This window comes from Pseudaquidulcibacter saccharophilus (genome assembly GCF_019455445.1).
In the GTDB taxonomy this organism is placed as follows: Bacteria; Pseudomonadota; Alphaproteobacteria; order Caulobacterales; family Aquidulcibacteraceae; genus Pseudaquidulcibacter; species Pseudaquidulcibacter saccharophilus.
In genome coordinates this window covers 1,000,827-1,017,302 of record NZ_JAHWUS010000001.1, presented here as the reverse complement: position 1 = coordinate 1,017,302, position 16,476 = coordinate 1,000,827, and the positions used below count along the sequence as shown (strand labels likewise).

Annotated in this window: 16 protein-coding genes; 4 read left to right on the top strand and 12 right to left on the bottom strand. The window is 40.4% G+C overall.

The features are described from left to right. Positions 1-30 precede the first annotated feature (30 nt). Together KXV15_RS04835 and KXV15_RS04830 are read left to right on the top strand one after the other, a co-directional pair. Positions 31-648: a class I SAM-dependent methyltransferase gene (locus KXV15_RS04835; RefSeq protein WP_240007022.1), complete on the top strand. Its 618-nt coding sequence runs from the start codon at positions 31-33 to the stop codon at positions 646-648. Between the two features lie 300 nt (positions 649-948). Then, complete coding sequence (locus KXV15_RS04830) at positions 949-1,512, top strand: hypothetical protein (RefSeq protein ID WP_240007021.1); 564 nt, start codon at positions 949-951, stop codon at positions 1,510-1,512. A 175-nt stretch (positions 1,513-1,687) separates the two neighbouring features. Here KXV15_RS04830 and KXV15_RS04825 read toward each other — a convergent pair whose 3' ends face one another. The 5 genes from KXV15_RS04825 to surE are packed head-to-tail and all read right to left on the bottom strand — an operon-like array spanning position 1,688 to position 5,456. Beyond that, entirely contained in the window at positions 1,688-2,299 is a 612-nt protein-coding gene (locus KXV15_RS04825) for a glutathione S-transferase family protein (RefSeq protein ID WP_240007020.1), read from the bottom strand. A gap of 31 nt (positions 2,300-2,330) precedes the next feature. After that, on the bottom strand, positions 2,331-2,813 hold the full coding sequence (locus tag KXV15_RS04820; protein ID WP_240007019.1) for a hypothetical protein: 483 nt from the start codon (positions 2,811-2,813) through the stop codon (positions 2,331-2,333). 39 nt (positions 2,814-2,852) lie between these two features. Further along, positions 2,853-3,998, bottom strand: coding sequence for a LysM peptidoglycan-binding domain-containing M23 family metallopeptidase (locus KXV15_RS04815; RefSeq protein ID WP_240007018.1), 1,146 nt, complete (start codon positions 3,996-3,998; stop codon positions 2,853-2,855). A gap of 42 nt (positions 3,999-4,040) precedes the next feature. Continuing rightward, on the bottom strand, positions 4,041-4,676 hold the full coding sequence (locus KXV15_RS04810; RefSeq protein WP_240007017.1) for a protein-L-isoaspartate(D-aspartate) O-methyltransferase: 636 nt from the start codon (positions 4,674-4,676) through the stop codon (positions 4,041-4,043). A 3-nt stretch (positions 4,677-4,679) separates the two neighbouring features. Then, positions 4,680-5,456 (bottom strand): 5'/3'-nucleotidase SurE, encoded by a 777-nt coding sequence (gene surE / locus KXV15_RS04805; RefSeq protein WP_240007016.1) that lies wholly within the window; start codon positions 5,454-5,456, stop codon positions 4,680-4,682. A 180-nt stretch (positions 5,457-5,636) separates the two neighbouring features. Here surE and KXV15_RS04800 point away from each other — a divergent pair, with 180 nt between their 5' ends. After that, positions 5,637-7,439, top strand: coding sequence for an ABC transporter ATP-binding protein (locus KXV15_RS04800; protein ID WP_240007015.1), 1,803 nt, complete (start codon positions 5,637-5,639; stop codon positions 7,437-7,439). 210 nt (positions 7,440-7,649) lie between these two features. On the opposite strand, the gene KXV15_RS04795 is transcribed toward KXV15_RS04800, so the two are convergent. From KXV15_RS04795 to KXV15_RS04765, 7 genes are all read right to left on the bottom strand, one after another. Further along, positions 7,650-8,597: a hypothetical protein gene (locus KXV15_RS04795; RefSeq protein ID WP_240007014.1), complete on the bottom strand. Its 948-nt coding sequence runs from the start codon at positions 8,595-8,597 to the stop codon at positions 7,650-7,652. A gap of 148 nt (positions 8,598-8,745) precedes the next feature. Next, complete coding sequence (locus KXV15_RS04790) at positions 8,746-9,960, bottom strand: tetratricopeptide repeat protein (RefSeq protein ID WP_240007013.1); 1,215 nt, start codon at positions 9,958-9,960, stop codon at positions 8,746-8,748. Between the two features lie 282 nt (positions 9,961-10,242). Beyond that, complete coding sequence (locus tag KXV15_RS04785) at positions 10,243-11,334, bottom strand: hypothetical protein (RefSeq protein ID WP_240007012.1); 1,092 nt, start codon at positions 11,332-11,334, stop codon at positions 10,243-10,245. Between the two features lie 182 nt (positions 11,335-11,516). Next, positions 11,517-12,473, bottom strand: coding sequence for an L-threonylcarbamoyladenylate synthase (locus KXV15_RS04780; RefSeq protein ID WP_240007011.1), 957 nt, complete (start codon positions 12,471-12,473; stop codon positions 11,517-11,519). A gap of 42 nt (positions 12,474-12,515) precedes the next feature. After that, positions 12,516-13,094 (bottom strand): YceI family protein, encoded by a 579-nt coding sequence (locus KXV15_RS04775; protein WP_240007010.1) that lies wholly within the window; start codon positions 13,092-13,094, stop codon positions 12,516-12,518. Between the two features lie 12 nt (positions 13,095-13,106). Continuing rightward, on the bottom strand, positions 13,107-13,649 hold the full coding sequence (locus KXV15_RS04770) for a cytochrome b (protein WP_240007009.1): 543 nt from the start codon (positions 13,647-13,649) through the stop codon (positions 13,107-13,109). 17 nt (positions 13,650-13,666) lie between these two features. Further along, positions 13,667-14,338, bottom strand: coding sequence for a YceI family protein (locus KXV15_RS04765; protein ID WP_240007008.1), 672 nt, complete (start codon positions 14,336-14,338; stop codon positions 13,667-13,669). A 302-nt stretch (positions 14,339-14,640) separates the two neighbouring features. Here KXV15_RS04765 and KXV15_RS04760 point away from each other — a divergent pair, with 302 nt between their 5' ends. Beyond that, positions 14,641-16,416: an acyl-CoA dehydrogenase gene (locus KXV15_RS04760; RefSeq protein ID WP_240007007.1), complete on the top strand. Its 1,776-nt coding sequence runs from the start codon at positions 14,641-14,643 to the stop codon at positions 16,414-16,416. The last annotated feature ends 60 nt before the right edge of the window (positions 16,417-16,476 follow it).

Here is a 16,476-nt window from a genome sequence, read left to right as displayed (position 1 = left end):
CAAAGAAAATCAAGTAAAAAGGACAAGATGATGACAAAGGAATTTTGGGATAATCGCTTTAATACCGATGAGTTTGTGTTTGGCACCGAGGCGAGTGAATTTGTAAAAAAACATGCAAATTACCTAACCCCTGGTTCTAAAATCTTTATGCCGGGCGATGGTGAGGGGCGCAATTCTTGTTATCTTGCTTCACTTGGTCATCATGTCTATGCAACAGATTTTTCCGAAGTGGCAATTGAAAAGGCAAAAAAACTTTGTGCCGAAAAAAATTCCGATGTTACTTTTGAAGTTATGAATATTTTCGATTGGGAACCAAAAGAAGAGGAATATGACGCAATTATCGCCATTTTCATTCAATTTGCCCCCCCAGAAGAAAGAAGCAAATTGTTTGCCAAATTCAAAAAGGCCTTGAAACCCGATGGTTTAATCATGCTTCACGGTTATTCACCAAAACAGCTTGAATTTTTAACCGGTGGCCCAAAAGAAATTGAAAATCTTTATACCAAAGATTTGCTGCGTCATGATTTTGCGGAATTTGATATGCTTCAGCTAGAAGAATATGACGCCCATCTTGAAGAAGGCCATGCCCATAAAGGTCCGTCGGCATTAATCGACATGGTCGCGCGCAAGGATGATTGGCAGTATTAAATCTCTTCAAGTTTCTGCCTTCGCTTCGCTCACTTAGAAACTTGGCAAATGTAGAGAATAAAAATCAAAAAGCGTGGTTTTCGATTTTTATTCGCATATCTAAAAAAAGCCCTGCAATGCAGGGCTTTTTAATAACAATAAAATTAAGCGAAAAGTTAGCATGATTAAGTAATTATTTATTATAATAAAATGTTAAGCAAATTCCATTGTTAAGGTAATAATAAATAAGAGTATCGAAATACTTTAGCGGATGAAAGAACTATAACATTTGAAACCTATATTGGATAAGGCAAAGGTTAAATGAAAGCATTAAGATTTGTTTTTAATCTGTTATTACTAATGCCAATTGCTGCTTGCTCTTATGCTAGCCCAAAGATTGCGTTTGATAAATTAGGGTCAGGCAAGCTTGTTAATAGACTTAAAAGCAATACCAATTGGGATTGTAATCTTCCAGAAATTGTATCTAAACCATACGGGGTAAAAGATTGTGTCGGCCTAAAAGATGACGAATTATTCTCTATTTATAAGGATAATATTTATTATGAAAACATGGGAATAATTAATAACAAACTTATGAAGATATTTGGTGGTCAGACATCAAGCATAGAGAGCTTTATCGAGAAAGGTAAATTATATGGATTTGATTGCAACAGGCAGGGAATTACTGCTCTTTGCAAATATCATGGAGAATTCGGAATAAACATGGTTCAAGGGCCATTTTCTATATTTAAGCCACCATTTGGAGGAAAATATATTTTTGATTTTCTAGTTAAAAGAAATGTCCAAAAAGAAACGGAACTTGAAACATCAGGATTTATTTATCCTATTGATGGAGAGAACTCTGGAATTATAAAATTATATTGAAAAATCATGACATTTTGGCGCGTAAGGATGATTGGCAGTATTAAACCTCTTCAAGTTTCCGCCTTCGCTTCGCTCACTTAGAAACTTGGCAAATGTAGAGAATAAAAATCAAAAAGCATAGTTTTCGATTTTTATTCGCATATCTAAAAAAAGCCCTGCAATGCAGGGCTTTTGTTTATTTAAACGCCGGGCGTTGCATTAATTCCCCGTACCAACGGCCGATGTTTTCATATTCTTCCCACGCTTTGAATTTGACCAATCGCCCAAAGTTTAGACCTGCAAACAGGGTTAAATCTGCGATTGTGAACCTGTCACCCGCCGCATATTGATGAATGGCAAGCTGGGTATCAAAAATCCCTGCGGCACGGCGTGCCTTGGCTTCGCATGATGCACCCCATTCTGGTATTTGCGGCTTTTCAAGTTTCGCAAGCCCCGGATGGGTATGGCGCACCCATTGCATAACATTATATAACAAGCCGTGTTCAATCTGGCGATCATACATTTCGATAAAGGCGGCTTCTTCAAAACCATTACCCAATAAATTGGGTTCTGGATAAAGACCTTCAAGATATGCGCAAATTGCACGAGATTCCGATAAAAAACGCCCATCATCCAATTCAAGAACCGGAACTTGCCCCAAAAGGTTTCTTGTTAGATGCTCTTGACCCTTTGCCTCTTCGGCTAGTTCAACTTCGATAATTTCGATTTGCTCATAAATACCTTTTTCTTTTAGAAAAACTTCAACCCGCAAAGGGTTTGGGGCGTATTTCGCGCTATATAATTTCATATTGCATCCCTTATAATTATTTGCTTACTTATTATTCAGGTACTTGTGGGCAACGTTTCCAAACCACCTTTTTACCGTCACCACGTGAAAGAATTGCCTGCTTATCGTCAATTTTGCGTAATTTTAATATCCATTCATTGGTTGCGGTTTTACTTTCGCCATCCGCATTGGCATCATCTGTTGCATCGACTTTTAATGAATAGCCATCCATTGACCAAGTTCCACCTTCGTCATCGGAACCATATTTGCCATTGGCGGCAAGTGATATTCCCGTACTACTGTCGCATTCATCCCCTGCCATAACCCAAACCCCAACCATAGCATCACGTGCAGCTTTTTCAGAAATATCGGGCCTTTCCTCAATTACTTTGGGCTTTGTTGGTGCTGACGTTTGCGTCTTTTGCTCTTTAACTTCTAAAGATGGTGATTGGTTTTTGGTTTCATCGGGTTTCTTATTGCAAGACGAAAGCAAAATTGACACAGCAACGATTGGTAAAAGAAGGGATTTTTTCATAACGCAATTATGGCGCATTTATCAGAAAATAAAAGCATTTTATCCCGCTTTTGGTAAATATTTTAATGGGTTTTCCGCTTTGGTATCTTCACGGATTTGGAAATGAAGGCGCGGTGTCGTCGCTCGCCCAGTTTTACCAACCAAACCAAGAATCTGACCCTTTTTAACTTTCTGCCCCTCTTTTACCTTGGGTTCGGAGCAATAAGCATAGGCGGTGATATATTTTGCATCATGCTTTACCAAAATTAACCAACCATACCCCTGAAGCTGATCGCCGACATAGGCGACTTCACCATCGGCGGCGGCAAAAAATGGCGTATTTTCCTTGGCATCAATATCAATGCCATCATTGCGCCTAAAGCCAGGTTTATCACCATAACCATCAATGATTTTACCCCTGATTGGCCATGCAAATTTTATATTGCTTGTGGTATTGGCAATAACATCATTTGGAATGACATTTGCCATTTTTGTATCGGTTGGCGACTTGATAACAGGTTTTGTTTCAGGTGGCTTGGTAATAACAGGTTTTGTGTCAGGTGTTTTAACCGGCGGCTTTATGACCGGTGGGGTAATCGTATCAGGTGACTTAATTGGTGGGGTTGGAATTACGCCATTGGCCTCGGTTGAAAATTCTGGAAGCTGCGGGATGGTATTATCACGGTGGATTGTCCCCTTTTTCGCGCCAGAAACTTGGCGGCCTGCGCCAATCTCACTTGCTAGTAAATCAACCAAATCGCGGGGTTCAAGACCGGTTAAAGTATCCATTACCATTGCCGGCAAGATAATTTTTTGCCCAACTGAAACTTTATATGGCTTGGGTAAATTATTAAAAATCGCCAAAGAACGGGTATCAACCGAATATCTATCGGCAATTATGTCAAATGTCTCACCAGGCTGCACCACATGCACCTTAAGCGGTGGTAGTTTAATCACCTGCCCTGCTGAAATTTCAAATGGAGGTGAAAAACCATTTACCTCAATAATGCCCTGCAATGGTGAACGTGTGCGTTCGGCAATATCAAAAAGGGTTTCATGTGGTTTGGCAACGGTTTCGGTTGGCGGATTGCGCGGATCGAACGCCTTGGTTCCCGGTGGCGCAACATCTTGGGCAAAGGCAATACAATTGCCATTCGCACAAATAGCGGCCGTTAAAATGCCAAAAATCCAAAACCTTGCCTTCATGATGATTCTATTGGCAGGTTTTGGTTTATATAGGCTTAATGACTATCCCGATGTACCCGGAAGCAATGGTACAAAGCGCACATCCATTAATTCTTCTTCTTCGAATATGCCATCTTCACGCCGTCTGTAACGCAATAATTCCTGCACACTTCCTTGTCCCACTGGTGCAACCAAAACCCCACCAGGCTTTAGCTGCCCAAGCAATGTATCAGGGCGAATTGGTGCGGCACAAGTAAGTATTATTGCGTCAAACGGTCCTTGATCTTCCCAGCCAAGACCACCATCGGCACATTTTGAAACCACATTATGCAGGCGCATATCGGCAAATTTCTGTTGGGCAATCCGCAATAGTGGGCGATAACGTTCAATCGTGAAAACCCGTTTGCAAAGTTTTGATAAAATCGCGGTTTGATAACCCGAACCAGTACCGATTTCCAAAACTTTTTCATCACCTTTTAACCCAAGTGCCGCCGTCATCGCACCGACAACAAAGGGTTGGGAAATTGTCTGCCCAAAGGGAATTGGCAATGCCTGATTATCCCATGCCTTATCGGCAAATTCTGGCGAAACAAATTTTTCACGTGGGGTTGTTTCCATAACTTCAAGCACGCGCGCATCCCTGATACCCTGCTGACGCAAGGCAAGGATTAATTGTGCGCGCGCTTCATTAATGCTCATGAATTATACGGCCCCATTATAGTTAAATTCTTTTGCCAATTGAGACAAAACTTTTTTGGCGGTTAAATCAATATGCAACGGTGTCACAGAAACCTTGCCATCCATTACCGCCCGCAAATCAGAACCTTCTTCAGGCGTAAGTTGCTTGTTATTATAGCCAAGCCAATAATAATCATTACCACGTAAATCAGCACGGCGATCAACGTGATTCACGTCTTCATCACGCGCCCCTTGGTGGGTTGCCTCAATTGCCAACTGCCCATCTTTTAAAAAGTCTGGGAAATTAACATTCATAACGGTTTTTGATGACCATTTATGTTTCAAAAGACGTTTCACAACCTCGGCACCGGTTTGTTTGGAAATGGTCCAATCACATTCTTTGCCGTGGTCATAATCAATAGTTTGCGAAAGTGCGATTGATGGAATACCCATTTGCATCCCCTGCACCGCGCCGGCAACAGTTCCCGAAACTGTTACATCTTCGGCCAGATTTTGACCGCGGTTAACGCCCGATAAAATCAAATCTGGCTTTTTGCCTTTAACCAAATCCAAAACCCCCAAAAGCACACAATCAGTTGGTGTGCCAGAGCATGAATAACGGCGGTCATCGATTTTTCTTACCCTGATTGGATCAGTCAGTGTTAATGCACGCGATGCGCCCGAACGCTCCACATCGGGGGCGACAATCCAAATATCATCGCTTAGTTCGCGGGCGATTTCTTCTAATACGCCCAACCCCGGGGCATGAATTCCGTCATCATTGACCAATAAAATTCGCATATTTCTTCCGATTCTTTTTTGCGAGATTAACTACATCATTTTTATTCCCCATAGCAGCGGGATAAAGGGTAAAAACTGTTAAAAAACTTGTTTTTTTACACAAAAATCACTTGCGCAATGCCAGATTTATGTTGTCTTTTGGCAAAATAGAAAACAAACTGTCTAAAGCGGGAGAAAGTTTTGCAACAGCCAATTCTAAGTGTGCGTGATTTAAAAATTAACTTCACGACCCCCGATGGCATAATCAACGCGGTTAAAGGCATTAATCTTGATATTAATGCCGGTGAATGTGTGGCGATTGTTGGCGAATCTGGTTCTGGCAAATCACAAACTTTTTTAACCGCAATGGGGCTTTTGGCACGCAATGGTGTTGCGAACGGGTCAATAAAATTTAATGGCAAAGAAATCCTTGGCCTTAAATCAAAAGAATTGAATGAAATTCGCGGCAATCAAATGTCGATGATTTTCCAAGATCCCCTCACCTCCCTTACCCCCCATATGAAAATTGGGGCGCAAATGGATGAAGTTCTTAAACTTCATACACAATTGCGTGGCGATGCGGCGGCGAAACATTGCGTTGATTGGCTTGAACGTGTTCGTATCCCCGAAGCCAAACGCAGACTTAACCAATATCCCCACGAATTATCAGGCGGAATGCGCCAAAGGGTGATGATTGCCATTGCCATGTTGTGTTCACCCAAGCTTTTGATTGCCGACGAACCGACAACCGCACTTGATGTAACCGTTCAGGCACAGGTTCTTGAGTTGATGGAAGAATTACGCCGCGAAACCGGTGCGGCAATTGCCCTTGTAACCCACGATATGGGCGTTGTTGCCCGCCTTGCCGACCATGTGCAGGTTATGAATAAGGGCGCATATGTTGAACAAGGCAGCGTTGAAGATATTTTCTATAACCCACAAGACGAATATACAAAAAAGCTACTTGCCGCCGTGCCACGTATCGATGCAAAGACGCGTAAAGGCGCGCAGCTTGCAGCCGCACCAAGCGAAAAAGACGAAATCGTAGTTGAAGGTAAGGATTTAAAAGTTCATTTCCCAATTGTGGTCAAGGCAGGGCTTTTCCCGCATAAAATGCCACTAAAGGCCGTTGATGGCGTTGATATTACTGTGCGCAAGGGTGAAACAATTGGCGTGGTTGGTGAATCTGGTTGTGGTAAATCAACGCTTGCCCGCGCGGTATTAAAACTTATACCACCAACATCGGGTGCGATTGCGTGGCTTGGCAAAGATATTTCGCAAAAGAAGGCAAGCGAAATTCGTGCCGACCGCAAGGATATGACCATTGTTTTCCAAGATCCATTGGCATCATTGGACCCAAGAATGACGATTGGCGCCTCTATTGCCGAACCATTATTGGTGCATTACCCACTTATGAATGGTAAAGAGCGCGATGAAAAAGTGCGCGAAATTATGGAACGTGTGGGCCTTGATCCCAATTGGATTAACCGCTATCCGCACGAATTTTCTGGTGGCCAAAACCAACGTGTTGGCATCGCCCGTGCAATGATTTTGAAACCGAAATTCGTGGTTTGTGATGAAGCGGTCTCGGCACTTGATGTTTCAATTCGCGCACAAATCATTGATTTGCTTTTGGATTTGCAGCGTGAATTTAAACTTGGGATGCTATTTATTTCCCATGATTTGGCGGTTGTCCGCGAAGTTTCACACCGCATTATGGTGATGTATTTGGGGCGTGTGGTTGAAACCGCCGACCGCGAAAGCATCTATAACGATGCCCGTCACCCATATACCAAGGCGCTTATATCCGCCGCACCAATACCTGATCCAAAAATTGAAAAATCACGCAAGCGCATCAAACTTGAAGGCGATCTTCCATCACCAATGGATGCAAAGGCACAATTACGCTTTATGAAATCAAAACTTGTGGATGGTGACGGCGAGCAATATCGCCCGAAACTTATCGAAGTCGCCAAGGGGCATTTGGTGGCGGAATTTGATTGATATTTTTTGACCTCACGGCTAAATGCTTCGCATTATGCCTCCGGTGGGGCGGCGGCACTCGCCGCCGGCGCTCAATCGCGCTTGCGTTCCGCTTTCGCTTCACTTAATTGTTAGAAATTCAATTAAAAACGCGGTTTCCAAAAATTCTTTGCACATGTTTTGGTAAGAGAACTTTGTTGAAGTGCATTTTTAAAGAATTTAATATTCTAATCAATGATGATGGATATGGTATAAATCAACGGTTGTTTCCCCCACCCCTATTTGGCCAATACAATTTTTTGCCGGTGGATAGATGACTGCGGTTGAAATATAGTTTCCGATTTCCTCATTGGCTTTGGCAATATCTTTTTCGGATTTGAAATCGCTTTTTGTAAATGGTGGCGATGCTTTTATATTTGTGGAATGTCCGTTTGCATCAACAGCAAATAATATTTTGCGCGGTGTAACCGCCCCGTTGAATTGCGGAAAAGTCTTATGATTAAATGAATAAGTCGGCATCAATAAATATGCCTTTTTATTATCTTCAATAAGGCACGTCCCGCCCCGCGCATCAATTGCGTACGCCTGTTCAATAGCAAGTTTAATCTTTGCCTCGGCGGTTTTTAGCTTGTTTAAAAGTGCGGGTTTGGTTTCAATTAGGCCGTTATAAAATCCGCTATAAGTATAAAAAACATCATCGAATTCACGCTTATAATTGTATAAATCTTCGACCTTAAATTTTGTGGCATTGTTTATTTTATCGCCAAAACCATCGGCAAGGCGCAAAACATATTCATCAAGATATGAATTTAAGCGCGCAATATTTGCGTCGGTACCTAAAGCGGTTTTTGAATTTTCTGATAATTCCGAACCACATTCACGATATTTTTTTACAAAAACATTTCGGAAAATATCAATTTGATTAAGCTCATATGCGCTGAACTCTGTCTTATTCAAGTCGCTTTTGAATACTTCTGGAAACTGATTATATATTTCTATGGAACTTTGTGAAGAATTGTCCAATGATGCAGAAAACTTGGTTTTGAACGCATCGCTTTGTGGCAATAAATATAATGACGGCAAGTCACGACAATTTGAATATTCCAAGGGTTTAGCAAACGCGTCAGCGCCCCAAAATGCCAAACAACCCATTAAAACCAAAGACAATTTCAACTTCATTACCAGTTCCAATTCTGCTTTTAGTTGATATTATAATTCTATCGAATTATCCAGCCTTTATCCACCCGCCGCGCATTATAGATTGGTATTGCGCATGATGCGTCATAGGTTTTTGTCAAATTGCTTTAGAGGCAAACTTTAAAAGCGTTTACTCGCATTTATCACGATATTTAGTCACTAAATTATTACGCTTTTTCACCATTGAATTATACTCTCTAACCATATTTGCATATCCAGATTGTAATTCCGCCAGTTGCGCAGCATATCCACCTGTATATGCCCCCCGACTTGAAGCAAGCGACAAGTTTTGTTGCGCAAGCATTATAGCTGTTTTCCTTAAATCAATTGCAGTTTCAAGCCTGTCTTGTTCCGATGATATAGTATCCATTTCGTCTGAAAGATGACGACATTCAGCCTGCTCTTCTGCTTCTTTTTCTGCCTTTAATGCTGCGGCATCTTCATTATCTTTTTTAGCTTTTAATTTTACTTCTAACTGATTTATTCTGGTAGAATAAAATAGTTTTTCGTCTGCGTTAAGAGCCTTTCCATACCATGTCTCATATAAATTCAAGGCAGTCGTATCATCTTGCGTTACACCTCTGCCATCATAATAAAAATTAGCCAGCCTAAGAATTGAATCAATATCGCCATTATTAACCGCTTTAATATAATATGCCCCTGCTGTTGAGTAATCCTGCGTTACTCCTAATCCTTGTTCATATATATTACCCAAGTGAAACAACGCCCTTGAGTAATTTGGATTTATGCCAAGCGCCTTTTCATAATTTTCCCTTGCCTTGGTATAATCTTTTTTTACGCCGTAACCTGAAAGCATCCTTGCGGTATCGGCTGAAACCCCTAATTTGCTATAATCTTCGCCATCACCGCCATTTTCATATATATATCCAATATTATTGAATGCGGCCGGGCTATTAAGTAAGGCGGCTTTTTGAAGCCATTCTATTGCCTTGGCATAATCTTTGGTTACGCCCAGACCATCAACATATAAATTTCCAATATTATTCATCGCATTACTGCTGCCAAGCGCCGCAGCTTTTTTATACCACTCAAAAGCCTTGGTATAATCTGCATTTATGCCATAACCATTTTGATAGTAAAAACCAATCATGTTCATTGCCTCAACATGATCTAGGTTGGCAGCTTTTTTATAATATTCTAATGCCGCTGAATAATCCCTTGAACTATTTGCTTTTTCGCCATTTTGGTAAAAAACTTTGGCAATATCTTGCTTTGATGGCGCATTATTTGTTTGCGCATTTGCAATATTGCTGATTGCAAAAATTGGTGTGAATACAAAAAAGGAAGTTATAAAAAGCTTTAATACGGATTTGGCGGCAGTCAAAACATCCTCCTTCGCACAATATTATAAATAATTATATTTATGTTATAACCTTTGTAAACTGCTTGAAGGTTGTACAAAATCCTCTCAAAATATAATTTCTAGAGGCAAAAAGAGGATTTAATCAATAACTTCTATTTTATGCTTATATGACTTTAGTTTTTCTATTATTTATTTAACCCGGCAGCACGTTGTAACCTGTCGTTAATCGCCCGCTTTATATCCATATACATAATCAAAGCAGTCTTTATAACTTATCCATTTTTTGCATATTTTATCTATACGCTATTCTTTAAAGTCAAAGTTTACTTTCCCCCTAACTGCATAGGGTTTGCAATCTTTAAGACCTGGCACATAATTATAAGCATTTATATTTTCAGTCATAGCGGCAATGTTTTTTTCCGCATCACTATCCCCACCTTCAAAATATTTGCCTTCAACCTTTGGCTCGAAAGTAATATTATGAGGCATCCCTTGAGCATCCACATCAAATGAAGCTATAAAATTTATATCGATACCGTTTGTCGGTATCAATCTTTGAGAAATATCATTACTATTACCAAAGTCAGGATTTATATATTTGTTCCTAATTGCTTTATCATTATCAGAAATCATACACTTTTGCCCATTATTATTTAAATTATTAATTTGTGCGATTACTTGTTGGGCATGGGCATAAGCTTTTAAAATCTTATTTTTTAGCTCAGGCTTTTTTTGAAATCCTTCTTTATACAATTGCAATAAGCTAATATCATCATATAACAAAATTGATGTAAGAGTGTATGCATTAAAGGCATCATAAACAGAAATTTTATCGGAATTTGTAATTTTATCTGAATATGCAACCACTTCTTTTTCATGCCTTAAAAGATATTCTGAAGAATATTTACGGTATTGTTCCAGTAAGGCGGATATATTAATTTTATTACCAACGTCATATTTATCAACTTGACTGTTGATACCATTTAAACATTCGAAAAATTTGGGAATCATAAATACAAAACCATTTATTTCGGTAAAATCCTTTATATCAAAATTATTATTTGCAAGATCATCTCTAAAATAATTTGGCGCATTATTTGCTTCATTAAGCAAAGGGCGATAATACGCAATTAATTTTTCCTTACTTGGTACATCTTCACTAATTAAGTCTTCAATTATTTCAGGACTAACTTTAAAATATTCCATGACCGTTCTACGATCAGGTGCAAAATATTTATCATCCTCAACATCAAAAATATGCAAATAATCAAAAATATATTCGAGGTTTTTAGTTGCAGTTGGAAATCTCTTTTCTGCGCCAAGATTGAAAACACCTTGAGAGCATGTTTCACTCGCAAATATGTCATCTTTCGCGAATGATGAATTACCAACCAATGAAAAGGCTGCAATAATTATGGCACTAAATAAATAAAAAAAATGCAGTTTTCTTAATAGCACAGCCAACCTCATATATTGATTGAAGCTGATTATTTAGTCTGTGGTTGTTTAAATCAAGCTAATAATACAAATTTTTAGTAGAAATAACTGTTGCAATATCCCAAGCTAGTAGCATGTCTTTAAATAGTGCCCGCCGCTCGCACCAACCTGTCATTAATCGCCTCACCTAGCCCCACATTTGGGATGTGTGCAACTTTTATAGTTTTTGGGTTTTGTAAATCGGCGTTACGCATAGCGCGGTAAAGGTTAGCGGCAACTTCGGTAAGGTTTTGGCTCTCCGAAAGTTGGATAAATGCCCCCTTTACACCTGTTGGAACTTTGCCAAACGCAAGGAAAACCTCATCCTCATCTGCGCTTTCGGCATTTAAAATCATTGGCGTTTTGGGTGAATAATGGCGCAGCAACATGCCAGGGGATTTGGGGGCGTTTTCATCATTAAGGCTTGGGGTTAAAACCCGTTTTCCTATTGCCTTCTCAATATCTGCGGCAGTGAAAAAGCCCTTACGTAGTAGATGAATTTCACCATCAAACACCCCAACAACAGTGCTTTCAAGCCCGACAATACAATCGCCCCCGTCAATGATAACGCCTAATTTATCACCAAGTTCAGCCGCAACATCACGTGCCGAAGTTGGTGAGATTGACCCCGAAACATTGGCCGATGGGGCGGCAATTGGTTTTCCAAACCCCGAAATAATTTCTTGTGCCACTGGGTGATTAGGTGCGCGTATTGCAATGGTTTCAAGCCCAGCACAGGCAAGATCGCATACACCAGCATTATTTTTGGGAACAACAATGGTAAGTGGCCCTTGCCAAAATTTTTCGGCAATCTTTAGCGCGATTTCATCAAAAACACCGTATTTTGACGCCATCTCAAGCCCCGTTACATGGGATATAAGTGGGTTAAAATTCGGGCGGTTTTTGGTGGCAAAAATCTTGGCAACCACATCATCGCGGGTTGCATCCCCGCCTAACCCATAAACAGTTTCGGTCGGCAAACCGATAAGTTCGCCATTTTGTAAGGTTTCAATGGCGCGTTCAATATTCAAAGAATTGGCGGGGTAAATATTATTCACACCCGCCAAATAAAACAATTAAGGATGAAATCCAAGTATTTATTACTTTGTCGCTGTCACTTTGATATTTACTGTGACATTACGCGAAACCCATTCGCCCTTGCCATCAGATGAAAGACCGATTTTTAATTTCATACGATCGATAACAACTTTGCCATTCATAACCGCCTGATTACCATTAGTCTGCAAAGTAAATGGCAATGCAAGTTTATATTTAACACCTTTAAGCGTTAAAAAACCATCGGCTACATAGCTATTGGCGCCGGTTTTACGGAATGAATTGCTTTCATATTTTGCATTTGGGAATGCTTTGGTATCAAGCCAGTCTTTTAGGGGTAAATTATCCACCGCCTCACGTGATGGGCTGGCAATCGGGTTAAGCGGTATATTAACCACCACTGATGAAGATTTTAAATCATCAGGATTAAATTTGATATTTGCCGAAAAATTGTTGAAATTTCCGGTAACGGGTTGATTAGTCCAAGTGGTTGACCAATAAATCCCGCTTTGCGCCGCATTAACTTTCCAAAGCGGCGCATCGGCAAATGCAGAATTTAGGGGCGCGAAAGACCCTGCCACACCAAATGCCAGTGCAGCCATTTTCATATTAAATTTTGTCATTTTAAAACCTGTTTAAAAAGGCAACATGCGTTTGATAAGATTATCCTTATCAACAAATTGGTGTTTCAAGGCAGCAGCAAAGTGCAATGCCACAAGGACAATACCGACCCAAACCAATTTGCTATGAAGGAATTCAGTTACATGATGCAATGTTTCCATACCGGTAAGCGGCAATAATGGAATTTCAAAAGTTCCCCAAAACTTGGTTGGAAATTTGAAAGAACTAGAAGAAATCATAACCCAGCCAATCAACGGAATACCAATCATAAGGGCATATAAAGTGTGATGGGTTGCCGCCATAATAATTTGGTCACGACGTGACATTGGTGGTAATGGCGGTGGTGGGTTCATGATACGCCATGCAAGGCGGAACAATGACAGAAGCAAAATGGTTAAACCAACACTTTTGTGGATTTGCATAACTTCGCGGACTTTTTCCTTTGGCAAGGATTCAGTAGACCAGCCAAGATAAATCGCATAGACAAGCAATAGAAAGATTGCCCAATGCAATAACATCGCAACGAAATTATAACGTTTAACCTGAACTTCTGTCATTATCGCCTCTTATTATTTTATTTTTTCAAGAATTCGGTTTCAATAATAAGGTTTACTTCATCGCCAACCATTGGAACATATTTATCCGCCCCAAAATCAGAACGTTTAAAGCTGCCAACAGCAGAGAAACCCATCGCCTGAACACCGCGCATTGGGTGAAGCTTACCACCGTTAAATTTCACCTGCAAGGTTACAGGTTTGGTTACACCGTGGAAAGTAAGGTTTCCGGTCAAAGAACCTGTAACATCGCCGGTTTTAACCAATGAAGTTGAAACAAATTTAATAGTTGGGTATTTACCAGTTTCAAAGAATAAATCGGCAATTTCTTTGTCAAATGCAGGATTACCAGTATCAACAACATTTGGGTCAATTGTAATATCAACTTTTGAATTGGTTACATTTGCACTATCAAAATTAAGTGTGCCTGAAACCTTGTTCAATGCCGCAGTATAGTTTGAAAAGCCCATATGCGTCACACGCCAAAAAACTTTTGAGTGGGTTGGTTCAATTTCATAAGTGCCTGATGGTTGTTCTTTTAAATTTGCCGCAGTTGATGCAATCGGTGAAATTTCAGTTGGTGCAGAAACCACAGAACTTACAACTTGTGAATTATCGGTGATTACACATCCGCCAAGTGTTGAAATGGCAAGTGCAGCAGCAGAAAATGTTAAAATTTTGGTGCGTTTCATTTTTTTCTCCAAGCATAACCAAATCGCTTTATTGCGATTTGCTATCATTAAAGCAGAAATTAAAATAAAGAAGCAATTAGTCAATCTTTTAAAGATTTTTAGCTGACATATAAAAACGCATGGCAAATTAAGATTTGTAAATTTTAACTTGCTAATAATGTATAAATTACGTGGCGTAATAAGACTTTTATATTAGCATAATGCTACATTTTTTTCTTTGCGGTGCAGCATATTTGTGTGATAGACGATTTTAAAAATCAAAAGTCGCAAAGTTTCAAGATTAAAATAAAATAGAGGGTAAAATGACATATAAAACGCCACTTAATGACATGCTATATTGTCTTAATTCTGTAATCGAGGTTCAAGATTTACTTGAAAACCCAAAATTTGCAGAGTTTGATACGGATCTTTGGGTACAAATCCTCGATGAAGCTGCAAAGTTTGCCGATGAAGTTATCGCACCAACCGACCGCACCTGTGACCAAATTGGCGCAAAACTAAGCGATGAGAAAAAGGTTGTCGTTCCAGAAATTCTTCGCCCCGTATATCAAGCATTTGTTGAAGGCGGCTGGCAAGGTGCTGCATTCGATGCCGAAATTGGCGGCATGGGCTTGCCACGCACAATCGGTCTTGCAATTAACGAGGCAATCGGTTCGGCAAATATGGCATTCAGCCTTTGCCCAATGCTTACTGCGGGCGCAATCGAGGCAATCAATGCCCACGGTTCAGACGAACAAAAGGCCGAATATCTTGAAAAGCTTTTAACCGGTGAATGGACCGGCACAATGAACCTAACTGAACCACAAGCTGGTTCGGATGTTGGCGCATTAACCACCAAAGCAGTTCCACAAGCAGATGGAACCTATAAAATCTATGGTCAAAAAATCTTCATCACTTGGGGCGATCATGATTTAACCGAAAACACAATTCACCTTGTATTGGCGCGCCTTCCAGATGCACCAGCAGGTACAAGAGGCATTTCGCTTTTCATCGTTCCAAAATTCTTAAAAGATGCAAGCGGTAACTATACCATCCGCAACGACGCCGGCCCAATCGGCGTTGAGCATAAATTGGGCATCCATTCATCTCCAACCTGCGTAATGGCATATGGCGAAGGCATTTGGGGCGATGAAAAAGGTGCGATTGGCTATCTTATCGGCGGCGAAAATGCTGGTATGCGCTGCATGTTCACCATGATGAACAATGCGCGTCTTAATGTTGGTTTACAAGGCGTTTCAGTTTCCGAAGCAGCATTGCAAAAAGCAAAATCTTATGCCCATGATCGCCGCCAAGGCAAAGCATTGGGTGATACTGAAACCTCTTCACCAATCATTAAACACCCTGATATTCAGCGTTCAATTCTTACTATGCATGCAAAAACCATGGCGGCACGCGGCATTTGCTATTTGAACGCCTTTGCAATCGACATGAAAGAATGCCTAGAGGGTGATGAAAAAGCCAAATGGTCAAGCATCGAAGGCATACTAACCCCAATTTCCAAAGCATTCTCAACCGATATTGGTGTTGATAACGCGTCATTGGGTGTTCAAGTTCATGGCGGCATGGGCTTTATTGAGGAAACTGGTGCGGCACAATATTTACGCGATGCACGTATCGCGCCAATTTATGAAGGCACAAACTCAATTCAGGCAATTGACCTAATTGGCCGCAAACTTGCTTTTGATAAAGGTCAAGGCTTTGGCTATTTGGTTGAAATTATTTCCAATATCGCAAATGCAGCAGAAACTCCTGCGGAGCAAAAAGCAGCATTACTTGCGGCATTAGAAAAATTAAGCGAAGTTGCACAATTGCTTATCAAGTGGCAATCAGCCGATGGAATGCAAAATGCGCTTATTGCCGCAAATTACTTCCTTGAAGCTGCTGGAACCGTTCTTGGTGCTGCATTGTTGCTAAAAGGTAAAAACAATGCCGCAAAAGGCCCAATTGAGCATAATTTCAAAAATGCGGCGGCAATTTGTGATTTCTATTTTGCAAATATACTTCCGGCGATTTCTTCTTTGTGTGAAAAGATTAAATCTGGAAACTGCGGCATCAACGAATATGATTATGCGGTCTAATTAATTTTCTTAATTAAACCAAATGCAAAGGCACGGCATTTATTTGTTTTAGCAAGACAA